We start from the raw sequence: 22,825 nt of genomic DNA, 5'->3' as shown, positions 1-22,825 counted from the left end.
ATGACACAACCCCAAACCGACGATCGCACCGACCGCACTGACCGCGTCGTCGCAGTCGACGACGTTTCGTTCGGCTACACGGCGAATTCCGTCCTCGAGGACATCTCCCTGACCGTCGAGCGCGGCGAGTACGCCGGAATTATCGGCCCGAACGGCTCCGGAAAGAGTACGCTGTTGCGACTGCTCCTTGGCTTGCACGATCCCGACGAGGGCCGGATCGAATTGCTCGGCCACTCTGCGAGTGCGTTCGCCGAGCGCGAAAAAGTAGGCTACGTTGCCCAAGATGTCACCGAGAACACGAAACGAATGCCGATCACCGTCGCAGAAGTCGTCCTGATGGGGCGGTTTCCCCACGCGGGCTTTGGCCGCGTCTCGAGCGACGACCGCGACCGGGCCCAGCAGGCGCTTCGAACCGTTGGCATCGACCATCTCGCCGATCGGAAGATCACGCAGCTGTCCGGTGGCCAGCGCCAGCGCGCGTACATCGCCCGCGCACTCGCCGGTGAGGCCGAACTGCTCGTGCTCGACGAGCCGACGGTCGGCGTCGACGCGGAGTCCGTCGATGCCTTCTTCGACCTGCTCACGGATCTCAACGACGACGGGATGACCATCCTGCTGGTCGAACACGATATCGGGGCCGTTCTCGAGCACACCTCGCGCGTGATCTGTCTCAATCGAGAGCTCTACTTCGACGGCGACCCGGTGGCGTTCGCAAACAGCGACGCGCTCGACCGCGCTTACGGGACGAACGTTCGTCGTGATGATGGGGTGGTGACGTCATGAGCGCTGCATTACTCGCCGTCGTCGTGTTCGGCGTCCTCTACGACGCGCTCGACTGGCTGATCCAGCGCTGGAGCGACGGACTCGGCTGGATCGGCGAGACGTTCGGCATCGGGATGCTCGACTACGTGTTCATGCACCACGCGTTCCTCGTCGGTGGCCTCATCGCCGTGATGGCCCCGCTGATCGGCACCTTTCTGGTTCACCGCCAGCTCGCGCTCATCGGCGACGCCCTCGCCCACACCGCCTTCGCCGGCGTCGCAGTCGGGTTGTTCGTCAACGCGGCGTTCGGGACCGGCATCTCGCCGTATATTACGGCCGTCGTCGTGGCGATGATCGCCGCGCTCGCGATCGAGCTGATTTCGGAGGTGACAGACGCCTACAACGACGTCTCGATGGCGATCGTCCTCTCGACTGGGTTCGCCCTCGGAGCCGTGCTGATCAGCATTAACACCGGCGGGCTTGCGGTCGGGATCAACCAGTATCTGTTTGGAAACCTCGCGACGGTCTCGCGGGAGAACGTGATCATCCTGGTCGTCCTGTTCGTGGTCGTCACGCTGGTCGTCTCGCTCACCTACAAACAGCTCCTGTACGTAACGTTCGACGAGACGGCTGCTCGAGTCGCCGGGCTCCGCGTCCCCTGGTACAACCGGGTGATGTCGATGCTCACCGCGATGGTCGTCGTCGGGGCGATGCAGATCATGGGCGTGATCCTCGTCGCTGCGATGCTCGTCGTCCCGGTCGCCGGCGCTGCGCAGTTCGCCCGAAGCTTCAGAGAGGCGCTGTTGGCCTCCGTCGTCCTGGCACAGATCGCGGTGCTCGTCGGGATCACGCTGTCGTACCAGTACGAGGCGACGGCCGGTGGGACGATCGTCCTCGTCGCCGTCGCGATCTACATCGGGGCCGTACTGGTCGGGAAGATCCAGTCGCGACAGGCAACTGCCGAGGAGACGCGATCCATTCCGGACGAAGAACTCGCGGACTGATCCGAACTCGTCGACTGCACGAAAACAGCTGTTCTCACGCGATTCACTGCAGAGTGCGACCGAAGCTATGGGCCGTCGACCCGATCAGTCGTCGCTCGCGGCGAAACTGGTCGACTCGGCCTCGAGTTCGGTCTCGGGCACGCCGGGTAGTTCGTCGCGGACGTCGTCCGATCCCTGCTCGGTGATCGCCTCGTGGTAGGCGTCGGGCATGATCTTGACGAAGCACTCGAGTGCGCGCTCCCAGTTCGCGAGCAGGCGTTCGCCCCGCTCGGAGCCGGTGTAGGCGACGTGGTTCTCGACGAGCCGTCGCAGCATCTCCTCGTCTTGGTCCTCGAGTTCCTCGTGCAGCGAAACCATCCCGGTGTTGGCGCGGTCGGCGAACTCGTCGTCGGGGTCGTAGACGTAGGCGACGCCGCCGGACATCCCCGCAGCGAAGTTCTTGCCCGTCTCGCCCAAGACGGCGACGACGCCGCCGGTCATGTACTCACAGCCGTGGTCGCCGACGCCCTCGACGACGGCCTTCGCGCCGGAGTTGCGGACGGCGAAACGCTCGCCAGCGACGCCGTTGACGTACAGTTGGCCGTCGGTCGCGCCGTAGAGGGCCACGTTGCCGATCGAGATGTTCTCGGTCGGATCGTAGGTGGCCGTCTCGGGCGTTCGGATAGTAATCTTCCCACCCGAGAGGCCCTTGCCGACGTAGTCGTTGGCGCTGCCGTCGAGGTGCATCGAGACGCCACTGGCGAGGAACGCCCCGAAGCTCTGACCGGCTGTGCCCTCGAGGTCGATCGAGATCGTGTCTTCGGGGAGGCCCGGTTCGCCGTAGCGGCTGGTGATGCGGTTCGAGAGCATCGCCCCGACGGTTCGATCGACGTTCGTCACGTCGGCCGAGAGCATGACCGGCTCCTCGGTTTCGATCGCGTCGGCTGCCGCCTCGATGAGGTCGCGGTCGAGTTGCGCCTCGAGTTCGTGGTCCTGCTCGCGGATCTTGCGCCGGACGTCGCTGCCCGGGTCGGCGAGGACCGTCGAGAGGTCGACGCGGCGGGCTTTCGGGTGATCGACGTCGTCGCGCTGGGCGAGCACGTCGACCTGACCGATCATCTCGTCGATCGTCTCGAAGCCGAGTTCGGCCATGAGTTCGCGCAGTTCCTGGGCGATGAACGTCATGTAGTTGATGACGTGCTCGGGTTCGCCGGGGAAGCGTTTTCGCAGGTCCTCGCGCTGGGTCGCGACGCCGACCGGGCAGGTGTTGTTGTGACACTGCCGGGCCATCACACAGCCCGAGGTGACGAGGCTGGCGGTGCCGAAGACGTACTCCTCGGCCCCGAGCAAGGCGGCGACGGCCACGTCGCGGCCGGTTTTCATCCCGCCATCGGCGGAGACGCGGATGCGGTCGCGCAGGCCGGTCTGACAGAGCATCTGGTTCGCTTCGGCGAGACCGAGTTCCCAGGGGAGGCCGGCGTTTTTGATCGAGGTGCGCGGCGACGCGCCGGTGCCGCCGGAGTGGCCCGAGATGTGGACCACGTCGGCGTTCGCCTTCGCGACACCTGCTGCGACTGTGCCGATGCCGGCTTCGGAGACGAGCTTGACATTGATGTCCGCCTCTTCGTTTGCCGCCTTGAGGTCGAAGATCAGCTGTTTCAGGTCCTCGATCGAGTAGATGTCGTGTAGCGGCGGCGGCGAGATGAGGCCGACGCCCGGCGTCGACTTGCGGACGTGGGCGATCATTTCGTTGACCTTCTGGCCGGGGAGGTGGCCGCCCTCGCCCGGCTTCGAGCCCTGTGCCATCTTGATCTGCAACTCGTCGGCCGAGGAGAGGTACGTCGAGGTGACGCCGAAGCGGCCCGAGGCCACCTGCTTGACGTTACACTCCTTCTCGGTGCCAAAGCGCTCCGGCGGCTCGCCGCCTTCGCCCGAGTTCGACTTACCGCCGATGCGGTTCATCGCGATCGAGTTGTTCTCGTGGGCCTCCGGCGAGAGCGAGCCGAGACTCATCGCCGCGGTCGAAAAGCGCTGGACGATGTCTTTGATCGGCTCGACGTCCTCGATCGGCACTGGGTCGCGATCGGAGTCGAACTCGAGCAGCCCGCGCAGGGTTTGGAGATTCCGTTGCTGGTCGTTGATCAGCTCGGCGAACTCCTCGTAGCGCTCGTAGTCGTTCGAGCGGACGGCCTGCTGGAGCGTGCCGACCGTCTCCGGGTTCCACTGGTGGTGGATCCCGTTCGAGCGGTGTTCGAACTCGCCGTGGCGGTCGAGGTCGCCATCGTCTTCGTCGAACGCGGTGGTGTGGCGCTCGCGGATGTCCGCCTCGAGTTCGGCGAGGCCGATCCCTTCGGTGCGGTTCTCGGTGCCCTCGAAGTACTCGTCGACGAGGGTCGAGTCGAGGCCCACGGCCTCGAAGATCTGGGCGCCCTGGTAGCTCTCGACCGTCGAGATCCCCATCTTGGCCATGATCTTCAGCAAGCCGTCCTCGAGCGCGCCGACGTAGGCGTCGATGGCGGTCGCCGTATCCGCGCCGTCGGGGCCGGCCGTGATGTCGTCGATCGTCTGGTAGGCGAGGTACGGGTTGATCGCGCCGGCACCGTAGCCGACGAGCGTCGCCATGTGGTGGACGGTGCGCGGATCGGCGGACTCGACGACGAGGCCGACGTGGTTGCGCAGGCCGTTTCGCACGAGATGGTGGTGGACGCCCCCGGTCGCGAGCAGGCTCGGGATCGCCACGCGGTCCTCGTCGACGCCGCGATCGGAGAGAACGAGTACGTCGTGGCCTGCGTCGATCGCGTCGACGGCGTCTTCTCGGACGCGTTCGATCGCTGCCTCGAGGTCAGCCCCCGGCTCCGCGCTTTCGGGCTCGTAGGTGATGTCGACCGTCGCGATCGTGATGCCGTTGGCCGAGCAGTCGCGGATCGACTCGAGGTCGGTGTCGGTCAGAATCGGCGAGTCGAGCACCAGTTGGCGGGCGTGTTCAGGCGACTCGTCTAAGAGGTTGCGCTGGAAGCCGAGGCGACTCTCCATCGACGTCACCAGTTCCTCGCGGATGTAGTCGAGCGGCGGGTTGGTGACCTGTGCGAACAGCTGTTTGAAATACGAGAACAACGGGCGGTTGAACTCGGTGAGCACCGACAGCGGCGTGTCGTCGCCCATCGAGCCGACGGGGTCTTTCCCCGTTTGCATCATCGGCTCGATCATGTTGTCGAGCTCGTCGTGGGTGTAGCCGAATGCAGCCTGCTGGGCGCGCAGGTTCGAGACCGACTGCTGGGGCGCGCTGTCGTCGATCGTCCGGATGTCGCCGAGTCGGACCTGTTCCTGCTCGACCCACTCGCCGTAGCGGTCGTCGGTGAGGTCCTCGAAGACCTCGTCGTCCGGAATGACGCGTCCCTCGTTCGGATCGGCGAGGAACAACTGGCCGGGCTTGAGTCGGCCGCGCTCTTCGATCGCCGATGGATCGGTCTCGAGCGCGCCGGCCTCGCTGGCCATGATCAGGCGGTTGTCGGTCGTGACGTCGTACCGGCAGGGACGCAGCCCGTTCCGATCGAGGACGGCACCGACGCGTTCGCCGTCGGTCGCCGCGACGAGCGCGGGGCCGTCCCACGGCTCGACCAGCGAGGCGTGGAAATCGTACCAGTCCTTGCGGTCCTGATCCATCGACTCGTCGCCGCGCCAGGCTTCCGGGACGAGCATTCGCAGGGCGTGCTCGAGGTCCCGGCCGTCTTGCATCAGCAGTTCGAGTGCGTTGTCGACGCTCGCGGTGTCCGACTGGTCCGGATCGTCGATGATCGGCTTGACCGCCTCGAGATCCTCTAAGACATCGCTCTCGAGGTCGGTCTCGCGAGCGCGCATCCAGTTGATGTTGCCCTGAATGGTGTTGAACTCGCCGTTGTGGATGATGTTCCGGTAGGGATGGGCGAGGTGCCACGCGCCGAGCGTGTTCGTCGAGAACCGCTCGTGGACCATCGCGAACGTCGAGGTCATTCGGGAATCGGTTAGGTCGGAGTAGTAGGAGGCGACCTGTTCGCCTTTGAGCAGGCCCTTGTAGACGAGCGTCTCCGAGTCGAGCGAGCAGACGTAGAAGCGCTCCGCGTTGTCGATATCGGTGTCCTCGATCGCGTTCTCGAGCGCCCGGCGGGCGACGTACAGTCGTCGATCGAACGCGTCGCCAGTGACGTCGTCGGTCGGCGTGACGACGACCTGCCAGACGTCGGGTTCGGAATCGACGGCCGTCTGGCCGAGATCGGCGTTGTTCGTCGGCACGTCGCGCCACTCGAGGGCCTCGAGATTGTAGCGCTCGAGCGACGACTCAATGATCGAGATCAGTTCCTCGCGTGCCGCGTCGTCCTGTGGGAAAAAGAGCGAGCCGACGGCGTAGGTCTCGGGAAGATCTGTCTCGAGTACGCCCTCGAAGAACTCGTCGGGCATCTGGAGCATGATCCCCGCGCCGTCACCGGTGTTTTTCTCTGCACCAGTCGTCCCGCGATGCTCGAGATTGACGAGGAGCTCGAGGCCATCGGCGACGACGTCGTGGCCTCCGTCACCGTCGAGATCCATGACGACGCCGACACCGCAGTTCGACCGCTCGTCGGTGGGGTCTGCAAGCCCCCGCGAATGCTCGGCAGACGTGTGTGGCTGTGACATACGCACAGATAGCGAAAACACCTATAAGAGGTTGATCCATAATGACTAAGTGTATTATAGACACATATAATCGTATATAAGGTGTATTGTTCTTAATGATAGTAAATAATATACCGTTCGGCAGCTGTCCACTCGGAGGTCGAGTACAACGACGACACTGCTGAGGCACGTTCGAGCGTATGAAACGTCGCTATCGCTCGGTCGAACCGAAATGACTGCCCGGTGTGGGCAGAAGTGTCAGAGGCACGTAGTGCTCACCCACCAGAGTGAACACCACGATTCTTCATTATCTTGCCACCCATAAGCAATATGTGGTTAAAGAGTTAGGTCTGGCTGTAACACTCTACCACGCTCTCTCGGAGTTGCCCTCACCAGCGGCTCGGGTCTGGTGTGCCACTATCTAACAAAAAATCGTCACTGACGCGTCGCTATCGTCGTGACGGGGTCAGTAGGACTTCGCGAAGTACGCAATCTCGTCTGCGGGGTCGCCACAGACGCCACATTCGTCGTGGTCGGGTTCGGGAACCTCGCCGGCCGTGCTGCCGCCTTCGTCCTCGAGCGGCTGCATGACGATTTCAGCGGCGATCTTCTCTTTGATCGCCTCCTCGCAGGCCTCGTCGCCACACCACGACGTCTTCACGTAGCCGCCGTGTTTGCCGATCGTGCCGAGGATCTCCTCCGGACTGTACGCTTCGCGGACGTTCTCCTCGAGGTTCGCTTCGGCCGCGTCGTACAATTTGTCGAAGATCTCGTCCAGATGCTCGTCGACGGCGTCGACGATCTCGGCGCGGTCCGCAACGGCCTCCTCGTTGTCCGGGCGATGAACCAGCGTGACCTCCTCGTCTTCGACCTCGTAGGGGCCGATCTCGAGACGCAACGGCACGCCGTTTAACTCGTGTTCGTTGAACTTGAAGCCGGGGTTGCGCTCGTCGCGGTCGTCGAGTTCGACGCGGAATCCGGCCGCCTCGAGTTCGTCGGCGATGTTCTGCGAGTACTCGAGGACGTCGTCTTTCGTGTCCTCCTGCCAGATGGGGACGATGACGACCTGCGTGGGCGCGATCGTCGGCGGGAGCACGAGCCCCTGATCGTCGGAGTGGGTCATGATGAGCGCACCGATCGCTCGCCAGGACAGCCCCCACGAGGTGGTGTAGGCCGTTCGCTCTTCCTCGTCTTCGTCGGCGAAGGTGATGTCGAACGCCTCCGCGAAACTCTGCCCGAGGTTGTGGCTCGTCGCCCCCTGGACGGACTTGCCGTCGGGCATCAGCGCCTCGACCGTTGTCGTGGTGTCGGCTCCAGGGAACTTGTCGTGTTCTGGCTTCTTGCCGCGCAGAACCGGAATCGCCAGCACGTCCTCGTAGAGGCTCTCGTACTGGCCGAGTCGGGTCCAGACCTCCTCCCAGGCACCCTCGTTCGAGGCGTGGGCCGTGTGGCCTTCCTGCCACATGAACTCCTTCGTCCGGAAGAACGGCTTCGTCTCCGTTGCTTCCCAGCGCACGACCGAACACCACTGGTTGAGCCGCAGCGGCAGGTCGCGGTGGCTGCGGGTCCAGTCGGCCATGAACGGCGCGATGATCGACTCACTGGTCGGTCGGACGGCGAGGCGCTCCTCGAGTTCGTCGTGGCCACCGTGGGTCACCCACGCAACCTCGGGGTCGAATCCTTCGACGATGTCCTTCTCCCGCTCGAGAAAGCTCTCGGGGATGAACATCGGGAAGTAGACGTTGTCGACGCCGGTCGCTTTGAACTCGCTGTCGAGAGCGTCCTGAATGCCCTCCCACAGCGCGTAGCCGCGCGGTTTCGTGACGATGAAGCCGCCCATCGGGGCGTAATCCGCGAGACCTGCCTTCTGGACGACTTCGGCGTACCAGTCGCCGGGCTTGTGCGATTTCGACTCGGTGATGCCGAGTTCTTGACTCTCGTCGCTCATTGTGTCGATATGCAGTCAGCGCGGGCTTAAACCATGCGAAGGCAGATCCACCCTGAAAACGGGGCGAGCAACGGCCCGTCCGTTCACTCCGGTTCTCGGAGCTTTATGCAGGTGTATCACACAGAACTGGGCATGAAAGCGATCCAGGTAGCCGACTACGGCAACAGCGATCAACTCGAAGTCGTCGACGCCGACCTGCCGGAACCGGGGGCCGGCGAGGTCCGCCTCGAGGTCGAAGCGGCGGGAATCAACTTCGCGGATATCATGCAACGCCGCGGCGTCTATCCCGGCGGTCCCGACGCGCCATACGTCCCCGGCATGGAGGCTGCGGGCACGATCGACGTGACTGGAGAGGACGTCGACCTGGACGAAGGTGACCGCGTCGTCGCGATGCTCAACGGCGGCGGCTACGCCGAGTACGCGACCGCGAACGCCCAGATGCTCTTCCCGATTCCGGAGGGGATGCGCTTCGAGGAAGCCGCCGGCTTCCCCGTCCAGTTTCTCACCGCCCACAGCTGTCTGTTCGAGTGGGGCGGCCTCGAGGAAGGCGAATCGGTCCTGATCCAGGCCGCCGCGGGCGGGGTCGGAACGGCCGCGGTCCAGCTCGCCTCGAACCACGGCGCGGAGGTCTTCGGCACCGCGAGCACCCAGGAAAAGCTCGACCTCGCCGCCGAGTTGGGCTGCGACCATCCGATCAACTACACCGAGACCGACTTCCGCGAGGTCGTCGACGACGAAACGGACGGCGAGGGCGTCGACCTCGTCTTGGAGAGCGTCGGTGATGACGTCTTCGAACGCAGCCTCGACGCGATGGCCCATTTCGGCCGCATGGTCACCTACGGCGTCGCCAGCGGCGTTCCAGCCGCAGCCGAAAATCGCCGCCTCCTGTTCGAGAACAAGACCGTTTCAGGCTTCCACCTCGGTCAGGCCGCCACCCACGACCCGAGTCGGATCATGAAGGCCGTCCCCGAACTCACCGAGGGGCTGACGACCGGCGACCTCGAGGTCATCGTCGGCGAGTCGTTCGCACTCGAGGACGCAGCCGAGGCCCACCAGTACATCGAGGATCGCAAGAGCTCCGGCAAAGTCGTGCTCAAACCCTAACTCGGCGTTCGACCAACGTTTTCACGCTTCGATTTGTCGACCAACGCTTCGACAGCAGTCTGTTCTGATACACTACTTTTCGTCCGAAATGCGGAGCGATATCCCCATTCGGTCAGCAATATACATGAGGCCACCAACGGCTCCGATATATGTGAGTGCATTGAGTATCCCACTCATCATTTCGAACATGTCTACCATTAGTTGACACTACTGTAGAGAATAATATTATTTATAACCATTTCTTCTATTTTTGACCGGCTGCAAACGAGACACCCCACTCGAGATCGTGCCCGACGAATTCGGCCTTGTCCAGCGGTTTCCCGCCCTCGAATCGAAACTCGCCGGCGACGGTCTTTCCCTCGAGGACGCCCGGAAGCCAGAGGTGGTCGTCGTCCCACATCTGCTCGTAGGGCACGTCGTCGACCGCGACCCACTCGGGATACGCCTCGTCCGAGGTGGTTGGCTCGCCAGTAAACGACCGCGTGCGGTAGACGTGACAGAACGTGTGTGCCTCGCCGTCGAGCAGAAAGGTGAGTTCGCCCGCCTTCTCGAGCGCACCGGGTTCGACCTCGAGACCGACCTCTTCGCGGGTCTCCCGGACGGCACACTCGCGCGGGGTTTCGCCGGCCTCGAGTTTCCCGCCGGGGCCGTTGTACCACCCTTCACCGAGGCCACGTCGCTTCTCGATCAAGAGCACCTCCGTCCCATCGTCGCTTCTCTCCCGCATCGGAAAACACAGCGTCGTCTCGCGCATATCTCAGCGTTCGCCCGCGGTAGGATAAGGGTGTTCGCTCGGCCCAGCGCGGCACGCCCGAGTGCGCCGCGGTCAGTCACTCGCTCGGCTGCAGGCGGGCGTCCACGTCGTCGGGCGCGCCGCCCGCGTTCGTGTACTCCTCGGGCGCACAGCCCAGCGACCGATGCGGACAGTACTGACAGTGCTCGCCCGGCGTCGTCTCCTCGAGCGAGGGGTCGTCGACTGCGGTAAGCGTCTCGCGGACGACCGACCACGGCGGGAGGTCGTCGGGGTGGATGAGGTCGACGCGCGGCCCGTCGACGTCGCCGACGTAGACGTAGCCGACGACCGAGAGTGGCTCGTCGAAGCGCTGCTCGCAGGCGCGGGCGTACAGCGCTAACTGTGTCGCGTCGGCGGGGTCGATCCGCTCGGCCGTCGCCTTGTAGTCGAGGACGGCGAGGTCACCGTCCGGCGTTCGCCGGATCGAGTCGATGTAGCCCACGAGGCTGCCGGTGACGCCGTCGATGTCCTCGAGCGTGAAGGGGAGTTCCGCGGCGACCTGCTCCCAGTCGGCGACCGGTGCATCGAACGCGGACGCACTCGCCTCGAAGTAGCGTCTGATGCAGGCTAACACGGCTTCGCGGTGCTCGAGTAGATCACGCGCGGTCAGCTGTCGGATGGCGGCCGTTCGCCACTCCGCTATGGTTCGATACTCCCGGTAGAACGCCTCCTCGGCGATGTCGTGGAAGAGCGTGCCGACGAGCCGCGAGCCCGTCTTGCCGACTGGGTCGGCGTCGGGGAGCGACGCCAGCGGATCGTCGGTTGCCCGCACGACGTGGTCGAGGTAGTGCTTTCGCGGACAGGTGTCGTGGGTCTCCATCGCCGTGTAGCTGTGGCGCATTGCGACCGGCAGCTCGGTCGCGTTCGAGAGCGTCTCGACGGGGAACCGAACCGTCTCGGTCGTCAGCGCGGATGCCCGGCGACCGCTCGGCACCGACTGCGTCACTCCCTCGGTTTCGCGCTCGAGGCGACCGTGACTCGCCGCGTCGGCTGCCGGTAGCAACGCCCCTTTGCGGAGCAAGCGACCCAGCCGATGGACCGTCCGAATCGCCTCGCGCGTCTCGAGGGGTTCGTGCCGGCGGTCGTCGTAGCCGGCATAGTAGGTGATCGTCCCGGGGTTGCGGCTGGCCGACAGCGCGAGTTCGTCGGTTCGGTCGATGACGGTAGCGGGATACGTCTCCCGGACACGTTCGAAGCTCGCCCGCAGCGATGCCCAGAGGTTCATCCGTTCGCCGGTGACCGACCACTCGATTTCGCTCGCCAGACACGCCTCGGCGGTCGACGCCGCGAGTTCGCCCTCCTCGCCGTCGTAGTCGTACTCGGAACCGAAGACGAACAGGTGGTTCTCGGCGCGGGTGAGCGCGACGTGCAACACGCGCCACTCCTCGCCGACGGTCTCGGTCGCGAGGTCGGCACACAGCGGCGAGTCGGTCTCGTCGTCGAGTGCCGCCGCGAGCAGCCGGTACTGGGCCCGCTCGGCGTAATCACGTTCGACACACCACTCCTCGTCGGAGAGGTAGGGCACGAGGACAGTGTCGAATTCGAGGCCTTTGGCCTGGTGGACGGTCATCACGTCGACCGAATCGGTCGACTGCGTCCCCCGCGTTCGGTCGGTGCCGGTCCCCTCGAGCGTGCCCTCCAGCGCGTCGACAAAGCGTGGCGTCAGCGTCTGAATCACCGAGTCGGCGGTGTACGCCTCGACGAAGCGCTCGACGCGCTCGAGTTCGTCTCGTTCCGCCGCTGTGAGGAACCACTCGAGCCGCGTCAGTTCACGAAACCGGCTGAAAAAGCCCGACAGCGGGTAGACGTCCCGATACGTCGAAAGTGTCTGGAGGTGCGAGCGCGCTCGCACGAGGCGGTCGGGAGACTCGAGGGTCGCTGAATCGATCGTCATCACGGCATCGTACAGCGATCCGGTCTGGCCCTGCAGCGTCGCGAGGTCGCTCTCGGAGAGGCGGTACCGGTAGAGCAACACGCGGCGGAGATGGGCATCGGCGTCCGAATCGACGAGCACGCGCAGATACGACAGCAGCGTCCGGATTCCCGGCTGGATTTCGCCGCGTGGGGTGCCCGAAATCTCGTAGGGGATCTGTCGGTCTCGCAGTTCGTCGGCGACCGCCTGTGCATGGCGGTTCGTCCGCACGATGACCGCGATGTCCTCGAGCGTGCGCTGGGGGATATTTTCTGCGTCGTCGTTCAGGAGCCGCGAGACGGTCGTTGCGACCTGTTCGGCCGTCGAGCGGTCGATCTCGTCGCTTTCGATCTTGACGACGCGGTCCGGCGGCCCGTTTGTGCGGTCGCTTTCCTCGTCGTCGGTCGCGTACTCTCCGGGTGTGCGCCCGTCCTCGCGGAGCGTCTTCGTCGACTGGGGGCCGTACTCACAGTGATTCGTCAGATCGAGGATCTCCTGGCGCGAGCGGAAGTTGAGCTCGAGTTCGATCGCCTCGTGGTCGTCGTACGCGTCGGCGAGTCTGTCGAGCCCTTCCCGGTCGGTGCCCCGCCAGCCGTAAATTGCTTGATCTTTGTCACCAATTGCTAGTAAGTCGGGTCTGTCGGGACCGTCCGTCAGTTCGGTGATGAGCGCGAACTGCGTCTCGTCGGTATCCTGGAACTCGTCGCAGTAGACCTGCGTCCACTGGCTCGTGATTTCGGCGGCGATTTCGGGGTCGTCGAGCAGTTCCGTCGCCGTTCGCACCAGTTCGTCGAAATCCAGCGTTCGTTCGCGCTCGAGGTGGTCGTGGTAGTCGGCGTAGACGTCGGTGTAGTGGCGCGCGAGTCGCAGGAACTCGATGTAGTGTTTCAACCGCCCGAACGGGCTCTGCTCGATCCGTTCGGTCGCTGTCCGCCAGATCTCGTTGCCGAACAGCGCCCGCGGCAGCTGTTTCGTCGTCGGGTCCTCGAGGTCGAGCACGTCGATCGTGGTCGTCACACAGTCCTGTAACACCCGGAGGTATCGATCGACGTCACGGACGACGTCGTCCTCGCGGAACGCCGCCGGGGCCTCCGCGATCTGCTCACGACAGTACTCGAGAAGTTTGCCGTAGCCGACCAGCGACTCCCGGGCCGCCTCGAGGTGGTCGTCGCTGTTGAAGTAGCGAAGCGCCTCGTTGTCGAACGAGAGGTCGGCTCGCGCCCGGCGTTCGAGCCAGAGCACGAACTGGTTACAGAGCTCGAGGGTGCGGACGGCCGGCAGCGCGGCTCGGAGCTGGTCGGGCGTGATGTCCTCCTGACTCATCGACTGGATGAACCGGTCGACGTCGGCTGCAAGCTCCTCGGGCGAGCCGTCGCCGCGTACCGACGCGGCCGCGAAGTCGTAGTCGTTGCCGGCGAGCAGTCGGCCGACGATCCGCCGCCGTTTGCGTTCTGTGATCACGTCGAACTCGGGGGAGTAGCCGAGGTAGTAGGCGTACTCGCGGACCAGCCGGTAACAAAACGAGTGATAGGTGTAGACGTCGATCGCCGCTGCGGCCTCGGGATCGAGGCGCTCGGCGACCGCATCGCGGATACTGCTGGCGGCCTCGTTCGCGAACGTCAGTACGAGGACGTCGTCGGGGTCGATGTCGCCCCGGTCGATCGCCCGCTCGATCCGCAGCAGCATCGTCGTCGTCTTGCCCGTCCCCGCGCCGGCGTCGACGGAGGTACAGGCCGCTCGGCTGTCGATGACGGCCTGCTGGTTCCCTTTCGGTTCGTCGACGGCAGCTGGCCGGCGTTCACCCATCGAATCGGACCTCCTGAGCGATGTACTCCTGACAGCAGACGCTGTACTCACAGTTCGGACAGACGTCGCTCGCAATCTCGTCCCAGCGATCAGTCGGCTCGAATTCGCCCGCGGCCAGCTGGCTGGCAACAGTCGCCAGCCGGTCGTCGACGGTTCGGTTGCGGTGTTCGTGTGTCATGCCAAACGTGTGGTGGTCGATGTAGGCGTCGGTCAAATCTACCTCCTCGAGGCTCGTTTCGACGGTTTCGCTGGCCCAATTAACGGCCGTCCGCGAGCGGTCAGCCAGCGGCACCTGGATGTACCGGCAGGTTCGGTCCTCGAGTCCCAGTTGCTCACAGCGGGCCCGGAGGCCACCGACGATGACGGCCGTTTCGAAGAGCGCGCCCACGAATGCCGGTTCGAAGACGTCCGTCTCGGGGTCGAAGTGGTCGGTGAACTGCTCGGCGACGGCTCCTTCCCAGTCCGATCGGTAGCGGAGCAGGCCGAGCGATCTGAGCGTCGGAACGAACCGGACGCCGACGACCGCGGAGCCATCGGCGTAGACGTAGTCGACGGTCGACTCGATCGAAACTCGCGTCTCGTCGCTCCCGTCCGGCCCGGGGACCGACACCGTACTCGAGAGTTCGATTTCCGGGCCGACCAGCGCCCTGCGGTCGGTCTCCGCCGTCAACGTCTCGATACCACTCGCGTGGTCGACGCCGACGCGGTCGACGTACGCCTCGAGCGTTGCCTCGAGCACCCGTCGCTCGTGGCGACGCTGGGCCAGCGAGTGAAACGGCTCGTCGTGGTCGGCCCACAGCGCCTCGAGCCGGTCCTGCATGGCGTCGACGAGGACCCCGTGGTCGGTCTCACCATCCCGAAGCCCGTCACAGATCGCCGCCCGAAGGAGGGCAACGCGGTCGTCGATCGTCGTGTCGTCGTCGCTGCCGGCGAGGCCGTGGTCGTGGGCGAACTCGTACTGGCGCGGACAGTGCAGGTACGTCTCGAGGCCGTCGACCGTCAGTTTCGTCGCGTCCGTCTCGTCGTCGCGTGCGTGCTCAGTCATTCCGAACCACCTCTCCCGCGGCGAACTCGAACTGCGAGCGAACCGCCTCGGCGAGTTCGTCGTCGATGTCGCCCTCCTCGAGGACGACTGCGATCTCCTCGAACAGCTCTTCGGTCGTCCCGAGGTCGGCCTCGCCGCCCGTACTCGCCTCCCGCAGGATTCGCTCGAGTTCGCCGTGGGGATGGGCGAGCAGCGCCTCGAGAGCGTTTGTCTCGCCGTGGATCGCCGCCGTCGGTTCGTCGTCGACGGCCGCGAGCTCGAGGCCGGGTGTCGCGTCGAGCAGGTGCAGGTAGCGCGACTCGTCGTACGTTCGCCGGAGACCGCCGGAGCCGCGTTCGTACGAACAACAGTAGAGGCGCGTTCGGGCGGCCCGGGATGCGAGAGCGAGCCGTCGCCGGGACCGGTGGGCGTGGTACGTTTCGAACGGGTCGCCGACGCCGTCGGGCGCGACGGTGTCGAACGTCGCCGTCAGTTCGGCGGGAGCGGGATCGGTGACGGCCGGATACGACGGCATTTCGCGCAGCCACGCCGTCGGGAACAGCTGCGTGAGAAACTGCTCGCCGGGGTAGTTGTCGTCGATCAGATCGAGCAGGAAGACGGCTTCCCGCGAGTCGTATTTCAGGTCGTCGACGGCACAGACCGCGACGCCGCCGGTCGGCGACTGGGTCTCGACCGCGTGGACGTAGGGGGCGTCGTACTGGATCGTCCGCCGGAGCATCCGTCGCAACCCCTGCCAGTCCGGGCCGACGAGATCCGTCTCTTCGACGAACCGGGCGATCTCGAGCACGCGACGAACGCCTTCGTACTGTTCGCGCGCGTCGACCCACGTCTCCTCGCGGGCGATTCGCCCCTTCAGATCCGCACGATGGAGCCAGCGCTCGAGCGACCGAGAGACGCTCGAGCCGGCACACGACGCGAGCAGCTCGGGCGAGAAGTCGTCGACGCGAGCCCGAAGGCGCTCGATCGCGACCGTACGGGGATCGTCCGCCGTGCGAGCGTCGTCGGCGACGAGTCGATCGAGCCGATCACCGCCTCGCTCGAGGTCACACTGCAACGTGACGAACGCATATAGTTCGTTGACGGCGGGGTCCTCAGCGAGCGAGGGCGTGCCGATCGTCGCCGTCGGCACGCCGGCTTCACGGAGTTGAGATCGCGTCTCTGGCACCCGCTCGATCCGCGGCACCGCGATGGCGAAGTCGTCGTATCGCCAGTCGTGGCGGTCGCGAAGCGCTTGAATTTCGGTGGCGACGCGTTTGACCTGTTCGCGGGCGGTTCGAGCCCGGATTCGGCGTGTCCGTCCGGACGGCTGGTTCGCCGTGTCCGACGCGGGCGTGTCCCCCGTAGCCAGAAATCGCGTTATCGCTCGGTGTGGTGGGTCTCCATCGTCTGTCTCCGCGAGCGCATCGAGGTGCTCGATCTCGAGACCGTCGCCGACGTGATCCTCGATGCGACCGGGTTCGACGCGTGTCCGCTCGACGCTGGCGTGGTGCTCACCGAGACAGACGAGGTCCGTCTCACGGGTGAGCGCCGCGAGATAGCGCCGATCGAGCCGTCGGTACTCCTCGAACTCGACGGCGAGGACGGCGTCGATCGAATCGCCGATTCGGCCGCGCAGGCCGTCCGTATCCGACTCGAGCAGGTCGACGGCCTGTGGGATCACGTCCGCCCGTTCGACGTATCCGCGGTCGTCGAGTTCCGCGTGGAAGCGATCGTTCATCGCGTAGAGAAACGCCAGACAGTCGTGGGGGGCGGCGTCGAACTCGTCGAGCCGAAGCCGCTGTCGGGTCGCTTCGAGCAGCAGTTGCCCGACGTCGCGGGCGAAGCTCTCGTGACTCGCCGCGCGCTCGAGGTAGTCCGGTACGTCACGGCTAGCGCCGTCGATCACCAGCGAGATGAGTTCGATACGCTCCTCGTACTCGAGGCGATCGAGCGTCGGGTCGTACTCCTCGAGCACTTTCGAGGCGTGCTCCGGCAGCGACTCGACGCGCGGTGATCGCGGCGAGTCGGTCGTCGCGTCGACGCCAGTCAGGGCGTCAGTCAGCGACTCGAGGCCCGCCGGATGTCGTTTCAGGACGAGGACGTTCCGGGGGCCGTACTCGTCGGCGAGGGCGGCGTACTCCGTGGCCAGACGATCGAACAACGCGTCGCTCGGGACGGGCTCGGGGAGGAGTTTGCACGTGCCCTCGAGCGGGAACGGCGGGGACGCCATCAGTTGATCTGTCCCTCTGTATGGCCGAGTTCGTATTTAAACCTGCGGCGCGACGAGGGCCGAACTCGAGGTCGCGTCTCGCTCGACTCGCCGATGCGGGTCGTCGTTTCGCTGTCGCTGCCGATTTGCCAATCCTTATCACGACCCATGGGAACAATCGTATATGGACGACATTTTCGTTGCGCGAGTCATGTCCTCAGACGTACATACGGTCACGCCGGAGACGCTCGTCGAGGACGCCGGGAAACTGATGCTCGAGGAGGATATCGGCTCGGTGATGATCGTCGACGAAGACAACCGACTCAAGGGCATTCTGACGACGACGGACTTCGTACAGATCGTCGCCGAACGCAAACCCAAAGACCGGACGCCGGTATCGGCGTACATGACCCGAGACGTAATTACGGTCACCGCACAGGACGACATCCGCGACGCTGCGGACGTGATGGTCGAACACGGCTTCCACCACACCCCCGTCGTCGACGAAGACGAGGGCGTCATCGGGATGCTCACCACGTCGGATCTGGCGTCGTACCTCTCTCGCGTGGAGACGCCGAGCCCAGCGTAACTCAGCGCGCGTCGTCGTCCGATGCTGTCGGTTCGGCGTCGTCTTCGGTCATCCAGCGGACGGTTTCGTCGAGTTGGTCTCGAAGCGCTCGAGCCTCTGCCGGTGTCAGCGTGACGTCTGCGTGTCCCGTTCCGTGGTCGCCGGCCATCGCGTCGATGCTCATTACGAGTCGATGGCCCCCGTCGTCTTCGGGCCGAACCGAGACGTCCGCCCGGTCCGGATAGTCCCGCGGCGGCCCGAACTCGAGGTCGGTCTCGCCGCGGGTGACGCCAACCTCGACGTGTTCCGGATGCTCGAGGTCGAACGAGTCCGTCGGATCCTCCGCGATCGGTTCCGGCGCCGACTCCTCGATCTCATCGTGACTGGTATCCTCTTGCATAGCTATCACTTGGCTCGCAGTCGACTTGGCTGTATGGCCGGTCTCGACGTAAGGACAGACTCAGTCGACGGCGAACGTCTCGTCGTCGAGCAGCGCGCCGCCGACCCAGCACTCGCGGGCGAACCACGCGAAGTAGCCGACCACGAACACGGTGACGACGGCCTCGAGCGTTCCGAGCCCGGTGATCCCGTCGCCCTCGAGCAGGCTCACGGCGCTGATGGTGGCCCAGCCGACCGCGAGCATCGTGATCGCGACTGCGGCGACGCGGGGCCACTCGAGCGTCCTCGAGCCGACTGTCACGCGCTCTCGGGTGCCGGCGGCAAGCATCGCCGCACCGACGACGACGAGCCACGCCACCAGCACCACCGTCGTCAGCTGTGTCGACTCACCAAGGACGAGAAAGCTGGCCGCAAGCAGGAGAGTCACGAGGCCGCCACCGGCGAGTCCGCGACGAACGATTCGCGTTCCGCTGGTCATTGGGTTGGGGTTGACCGGCAGCCGCCGTTAACGGTTCGGATCGCCGCCCGCACGGTCGACAATCCGACTCGAGACGCGACCCGACTCATAACCGACGGCACGCCTGCCGTCTCGAACGGCGGTTGTCCAGTGTAGCCCACGACGTTATTAGCGACCGAGGGTAAGAGAACGTCTATGAGTGAGAAAGACACACGAACCACGACGGCGTTTGCGGGGCTCGGCCTCCTTCTCTGGTACGTTTCACTGGACCTCACGGGGAATCCGGTCGTTCGATTGGCGATCCTCATCGGGGTCGGGGTGCTCGTACCGATGCTCATCAACGAGTCGAGAACGCACTCGCTGGATACCGACGGTCGGCAGTGAGCTGAAACGCGCGCCGAGCGCTGCTCAGTCGTCGTCCATCGGTGCCGTCACGGGCTCGACGCGTTCGCCGCGTGGCCCCTCGAGATCCACCTTCGGCAACAGATCACGCAGGTAGCGGCCAGTGTGTGAGTCCTCGAGGCGGGCGACGTCCTCGGGCGTGCCGGTCGCGACGATTTCGCCGCCGTTTTCGCCGCCTTCGGGACCGAGGTCGATGACGTGGTCGGCGTTTTTGACGAGGTCGAGTTCGTGTTCGATGACGACGATGGTGTTGCCGTTGTCGGTCAGCCGGTGGAGGACGTCGATCAGTTTGCGCTCGTCTTCGTGATGGAGTCCCGTCGTCGGCTCGTCGAGCAAGTAGAGCGTCTCGCCCGAATCCTTCTTCCCGAGTTCCTCGGCGAGTTTGATCCGCTGGGCCTCGCCGCCGGAGAGGGTCGTCGAGGGCTGACCCAGCGTCATGTAGCCCAGCCCGACGTCTTTCAGCAGTTGGAGCCGCCGTCGGATCTGACTCGAGGACTCGAAGAACTCGTAGGCCTCTTCGACTTCCATGTCCAGCACGTCGGCGATCGTTTTGCCCTTGTAGGTGACGTCGAGCGTGGCGTCGTTGTAGCGTGCGCCGTCGCACTCCTCACAGGGGACGTAGACGTCGGAAAGGAAGTTCATCTCGATCTTGACCGTTCCTTGCCCGCCACACTCCTCGCAGCGGCCGCCTTTGACGTTAAAGGAGAACCGCCCCTTCTCGTAGCCGCGCTGTTTGGCGAGTTTCGTCTCGGCGAACAGTTCGCGGACGTAGTCGAAGACGTTCGTGTACGTCGCGGGGTTCGACCGGGGTGTGCGGCCGATCGGCGACTGGTCGATCAGGCGAACCGTTTCGATCTCCTCGAGGCCCTCGAGGCCGTCGTGGTCGCCCGGAATGACGCTCGTGTTGTCGTTCATCTCGCGAGCGAGGCCCTTGTAGAGCACCTCGTGCATCAGCGTCGATTTCCCGGAGCCGGAGACGCCCGTGATCGCGGTAAAGCAGCCAAGTGGGATGTCGACGTCGACGTCGTCTAAGTTGTGCTGGCGTGCGCCGCGAATCGTCAGCGCCCCCTCGGGATCGCGGCGCTCGTCGGGGACGGGGATCTGCTTGCGCCCGGAGAGGTAGTCGCCGGTGATCGACTCCTCGCAGGTTTTGACCTCCTCGACGGAGCCGTTGACGACGACCTCGCCGCCGCGTTTGCCCGGCCCGGGACCCATGTCGATTACGGTGTCCGCCCGTCGCATCGTCTCTTCGTCGTGTTCGACGACGATCAGGGTGTTCCCGAGGTCGCGCAGTTCGTGGAGCGTATCCAGCAGTCGGTCGTTGTCCCGCTGGTGGAGCCCGATCGAGGGCTCGTCGAGCACGTAGAGCACGCCCACGAGCCCGGAGCCAATCTGCGTCGCCAGCCGGATGCGCTGGCTCTCGCCGCCCGACAGCGTCGACGCCTCTCGGTCGAGCGTGAGGTACTCGAGGCCGACCTCGCACATGAAGCCGAGTCGGGCGCGGATCTCCTTTAAAATCTCCTCGGCGATCACCTTCTCGCGCTCGGTGAGGTCGGCTTCCATCGACTCGAAGTGTGCGAGGGCGTCGCCGATGCTCATCGCGTTGATCTCGGTGATTGACGTGTCGTCGACCAGCACGGCCCGACTCGCGGGTTTGAGGCGAGTGCCGTCACAGGCCGGACACTCCGTGACCGACATGTAATCCTCGATGTGTTCGCGCGTCGAGTCGGAGTCGGTCTCGAGGTAGCGTCGCTCTAAGTTCGGGATCACGCCCTCGAAGCGCTTTTTCTTGCGTCGAGTGCCGTTTTTGGTCTGGCGTTTGAACAGCACCTGATCGCTGGTGCCGTAGAGAAACGCCTGCTGGATCTCCTCGTCGAGTTCCTCGAACGGCGTCGATAGCGAGACGTCGAAATGTGCTGCGACGGCATCGAGCCGGGTCTGGTAGTACGACCGGTTGTAGCTCCAGGGTTCGAAGACGTGTTTGAGCGGTTTGGATTCGTCTTGAATGACGAGGTCCTCGTCGACTTCCTTGGTTTCGCCTAAGCCCTCACACTCCGGACAGGCACCGTGGGGCGAATTAAACGAGAACGAGCGCGTCTCGATCTCGGGGACGTCGATCCCGCAGTGGGTACACGCGAGATCCTTCGAGAACTCGACGACGAAGCGGTCGTCGTCGTCGTCAGTCTCGTCGCCCAGCGCGCCCGTCTGGCGGGATTCCTCACCCAGGTCCGCGGCGATCTCTTCGGAAGCGTCCGGCAGGATGACCTTCAGGACTCCCTCTGCCTCCTCGAGTGCCGTCTCGACGCTATCGATGATCCGTGGGCGATCCTCGACGCTGACTTTCACGCGGTCGACGATGACGTCGATCGTGTGATCGAAGTTCTCGTCTAACTCCGGGTCGTCGAGCGTCAGGTCGTGTTCCTCGCCGTCGATCTCGACGCGGGCGTAGCCCTCCGAGACGAGTTCTCCGAAGAGGTCTTCGAACGCGCCTTTCTGATCGCGAACGACGGGGGCGGCGAGTTTGGCTTTGGTGCCCTCGGGTAACTCGAGGATGCGCTCGACCATGTTCTGAGCCGACTGCTCGCCGACCTCGCGGCCACAGTCGGGACAGTGGGGGGTGCCGACGCGGGCGTAGAGGAGTCGGAGATAGTCGTGCAGTTCCGTCACCGTTCCCACGGTCGAGCGAGGGTTGTTCGCAGCGTTTTTCTGATCGATCGAAATCGCGGGTGAGAGCCCTTCGACGGTCTCGACCTGCGGTTTGTCCATCTGCCCGAGGAAGTTCCGGGCGTACGCCGAGAGACTCTCGATGTAGCGACGCTGGCCTTCGGCGTAGACCGTCTCGAACGCCAGCGACGACTTGCCCGAACCCGAGAGGCCGGTGACGACGGTCAACTCCTCGCGGGGGATCGTCACGTCGAGATCCTTGAGGTTGTGTTCTTCCGCACCTCGCACCTCGATGTAGTCCTTGCTCATGGTTCGATGGGTACCGGTGGCTGGGTTGATTCGTGACTCACGGCTCGGTTCACTGTGGATGAGTCAGTGGCCCAACGAACTTAACGAGTCTGAAAGGCGAATGCTACGGTATCGAATAGCATTCTCTCGTCGGCGAGTCGACGCGGACCCACCCGTCGCCCGGTCCAAAGTATCTTCGGCTGGAAGCCCGAATGGGCTGTCATGAGCGACGACACCGGACCCGGGCTGTCGGTCGACGAGTTCGTCGACTACTGTCAGACCCAGGCCGGCCTCCTCTCCGGACGCGTCGAAACGATGCGGACCGAAGCCGACGACTTACTCTCCGAGATCGATGCCGAAATGGCCGACATTCGCGACCAACTCGAGGCGCACACGACGGTTGAGGGACCCGACGGCCCGTCGACGCCGCCCGGCCCGGACGGTACCGACCCCGATATCGACGCGCTCGAAGCGCTCGAGCGCGAGGTCAAAGAGAAACAGCTCCTCGTCGAGGCCAAACAGACGCGGATGCAGATCTTTCAGGACCTCGCTGCAGCGTACACCGACCTCGCCGCGGAACTCCAGTCGTCGGTCGACGACGCCGACGAGGCGTTAGACCGGGTGGTTCGCCTCGAAGCCGACAACGATGCGCCGGCGTACTTCGACGATCGACAGACGTTGGTCGAAGCGGTCACGGACGCGTCGTCGGCTGACGACGACGAGTAGGTCCGTCTTCAGCAGCAGCCGTCGGCCGGCAACAACCGTTATTACGTCGTACTGGATTATATGATACATTCAACATGTCTCGACGGCTCGTGGTCTCCCCGCTGTGGAACGTCGCAACGAGTGGTTTCGATCCGCGCCTCGAGGTCGGCTG

15 protein-coding genes are annotated in these 22,825 nt (G+C 64.7%); 6 read left to right on the top strand and 9 right to left on the bottom strand.

The genetic code is table 11. From position 1 onward, the window contains the following. Both GCU68_RS02815 and GCU68_RS02810 read left to right on the top strand, forming a co-directional pair. Positions 1 to 783, top strand: a complete 783-nt coding sequence (locus GCU68_RS02815; protein ID WP_152938945.1) for a metal ABC transporter ATP-binding protein — start codon at positions 1 to 3, stop codon at positions 781 to 783. Next, on the top strand, positions 780 to 1,766 hold the full coding sequence (locus GCU68_RS02810; RefSeq protein WP_152938944.1) for a metal ABC transporter permease: 987 nt from the start codon (positions 780 to 782) through the stop codon (positions 1,764 to 1,766). The genes GCU68_RS02815 and GCU68_RS02810 overlap by 4 nt, the downstream gene beginning before the upstream one ends. A gap of 84 nt (positions 1,767 to 1,850) precedes the next feature. On the opposite strand, the gene gltB is transcribed toward GCU68_RS02810, so the two are convergent. Beyond that, a complete protein-coding gene (gene gltB, locus GCU68_RS02805) occupies positions 1,851 to 6,395 on the bottom strand; it encodes a glutamate synthase large subunit (RefSeq protein ID WP_152938943.1) in 4,545 nt (1,514 codons plus the stop codon). Positions 6,396 to 6,840: 445 nt separating this feature from the next. After that, positions 6,841 to 8,322, bottom strand: coding sequence for a proline--tRNA ligase (gene proS, locus GCU68_RS02800; protein ID WP_152938942.1), 1,482 nt, complete (start codon positions 8,320 to 8,322; stop codon positions 6,841 to 6,843). Between the two features lie 132 nt (positions 8,323 to 8,454). On the opposite strand from proS, the gene GCU68_RS02795 reads away from it, so the two are divergent. Further along, positions 8,455 to 9,426 carry a quinone oxidoreductase family protein gene (locus GCU68_RS02795; RefSeq protein WP_152938941.1) on the top strand — a complete coding sequence of 324 codons (972 nt, stop codon included), beginning with the start codon at positions 8,455 to 8,457 and terminating at the stop codon, positions 9,424 to 9,426. Between the two features lie 244 nt (positions 9,427 to 9,670). Here GCU68_RS02795 and GCU68_RS02790 read toward each other — a convergent pair whose 3' ends face one another. From GCU68_RS02790 to GCU68_RS02775, 4 genes are all read right to left on the bottom strand, one after another. Beyond that, positions 9,671 to 10,180 carry an 8-oxo-dGTP diphosphatase gene (locus GCU68_RS02790; protein WP_152938940.1) on the bottom strand — a complete coding sequence of 170 codons (510 nt, stop codon included), beginning with the start codon at positions 10,178 to 10,180 and terminating at the stop codon, positions 9,671 to 9,673. Positions 10,181 to 10,256: 76 nt separating this feature from the next. Continuing rightward, positions 10,257 to 13,937 (bottom strand): UvrD-helicase domain-containing protein, encoded by a 3,681-nt coding sequence (locus GCU68_RS02785; protein ID WP_152938939.1) that lies wholly within the window; start codon positions 13,935 to 13,937, stop codon positions 10,257 to 10,259. Further along, complete coding sequence (locus tag GCU68_RS02780) at positions 13,930 to 14,982, bottom strand: PD-(D/E)XK nuclease family protein (protein ID WP_152938938.1); 1,053 nt, start codon at positions 14,980 to 14,982, stop codon at positions 13,930 to 13,932. The genes GCU68_RS02785 and GCU68_RS02780 overlap by 8 nt, the downstream gene beginning before the upstream one ends. Continuing rightward, on the bottom strand, positions 14,975 to 17,191 hold the full coding sequence (locus GCU68_RS02775) for a PD-(D/E)XK nuclease family protein (protein WP_152938937.1): 2,217 nt from the start codon (positions 17,189 to 17,191) through the stop codon (positions 14,975 to 14,977). The genes GCU68_RS02780 and GCU68_RS02775 overlap by 8 nt, the downstream gene beginning before the upstream one ends. 163 nt (positions 17,192 to 17,354) lie before the next feature. Between GCU68_RS02775 and GCU68_RS02770 the strand changes: the two genes are divergently transcribed. Then, positions 17,355 to 17,759, top strand: coding sequence for a CBS domain-containing protein (locus tag GCU68_RS02770; protein WP_152938936.1), 405 nt, complete (start codon positions 17,355 to 17,357; stop codon positions 17,757 to 17,759). Between the two features lies 1 nt (position 17,760). Here GCU68_RS02770 and GCU68_RS02765 read toward each other — a convergent pair whose 3' ends face one another. Together GCU68_RS02765 and GCU68_RS02760 are read right to left on the bottom strand one after the other, a co-directional pair. Continuing rightward, complete coding sequence (locus GCU68_RS02765) at positions 17,761 to 18,138, bottom strand: hypothetical protein (protein ID WP_152938935.1); 378 nt, start codon at positions 18,136 to 18,138, stop codon at positions 17,761 to 17,763. A 60-nt stretch (positions 18,139 to 18,198) separates the two neighbouring features. Further along, positions 18,199 to 18,615 carry a hypothetical protein gene (locus tag GCU68_RS02760; protein WP_152938934.1) on the bottom strand — a complete coding sequence of 139 codons (417 nt, stop codon included), beginning with the start codon at positions 18,613 to 18,615 and terminating at the stop codon, positions 18,199 to 18,201. Positions 18,616 to 18,789: 174 nt separating this feature from the next. On the opposite strand from GCU68_RS02760, the gene GCU68_RS02755 reads away from it, so the two are divergent. Further along, entirely contained in the window at positions 18,790 to 18,978 is a 189-nt protein-coding gene (locus GCU68_RS02755; RefSeq protein WP_152938933.1) for a hypothetical protein, read from the top strand. A gap of 24 nt (positions 18,979 to 19,002) precedes the next feature. Here GCU68_RS02755 and uvrA read toward each other — a convergent pair whose 3' ends face one another. Further along, positions 19,003 to 21,969, bottom strand: a complete 2,967-nt coding sequence (gene uvrA / locus GCU68_RS02750) for an excinuclease ABC subunit UvrA (RefSeq protein WP_152938932.1) — start codon at positions 21,967 to 21,969, stop codon at positions 19,003 to 19,005. A gap of 201 nt (positions 21,970 to 22,170) precedes the next feature. On the opposite strand from uvrA, the gene GCU68_RS02745 reads away from it, so the two are divergent. Then, on the top strand, positions 22,171 to 22,674 hold the full coding sequence (locus GCU68_RS02745; RefSeq protein ID WP_152938931.1) for a hypothetical protein: 504 nt from the start codon (positions 22,171 to 22,173) through the stop codon (positions 22,672 to 22,674). Positions 22,675 to 22,825: the final 151 nt, after the last annotated feature.

It is taken from the genome of Natronorubrum aibiense, assembly GCF_009392895.1.
Lineage (GTDB): Archaea > Halobacteriota > Halobacteria > Halobacteriales > Natrialbaceae > Natronorubrum > Natronorubrum aibiense.
The sequence above is the reverse complement of the archived record's forward strand: the minus strand, read 5'-3'. Positions and strand labels throughout refer to the sequence as shown.